The organism is Vibrio sp. 1069 (assembly GCF_033340555.1).
The window spans coordinates 1-605 of record NZ_JAWOWP010000588.1 but is presented as its reverse complement, the minus strand read 5'-3'; the positions used below and the strand labels follow the sequence as shown (position 1 = coordinate 605).

Annotated in this window: 1 protein-coding gene; it reads left to right on the top strand. The window is 45.6% G+C overall.

Annotated features, from left to right (window positions below):
- On the top strand, positions 1–605 hold a 605-nt coding region (locus R7040_RS27910), incomplete at both ends, for an AraC family transcriptional regulator (protein WP_318097810.1).

The window sequence follows — 605 nt, the reverse complement described above, 5'->3', positions numbered from 1 at the left end:
GATGTGTTTGAGTTGGTCATCCATCGACACTTCACTGGCAGTTTGCATATTGGTCATCACGAATTAGAAGTGACTCACAACCAAATGCTATTGATCGCGCCTGGCGTGCCTCATTCGATTCACTCCACATTGGTCGAAAGCAAGTGCGAGACTCATGTGATTTGGTTTAAGCGTGAGTGGATTGCCAATTTGATGTTCTATTGCGCAGAGCTTAGAAAGCTTGACCCGCTTTTAAAGGCGGCCAATAAAGGTGTGGTGTTTTCTGAACGGACAGCTCAGCACGTTGTGGATCTTCTGCATGAGCTCATGACGTTTCCTGCAATGGAGCAACTATCGAGATTTCTCCATGTTTTGTCTCTGATTGCTCACGATGAAGGAGCAAAAACACTGATGACTCACTCATACTTATCGATGAGTGAACACGAGCTACAGGAAAGAGAGCGCGTGGCAAGTGTTAACGCGTATCTCGAACAACACTTTGCAACTAAGGTGACGCTCGCAGACTTGGCGAACTACTTATCGCTGAGTGAAAGTGCGGTCACAAGATTGTTTCAAAAGCACTTTAAAGAGCCGTTTAGCCAACGTCTAATGAAATTGCGGATCAA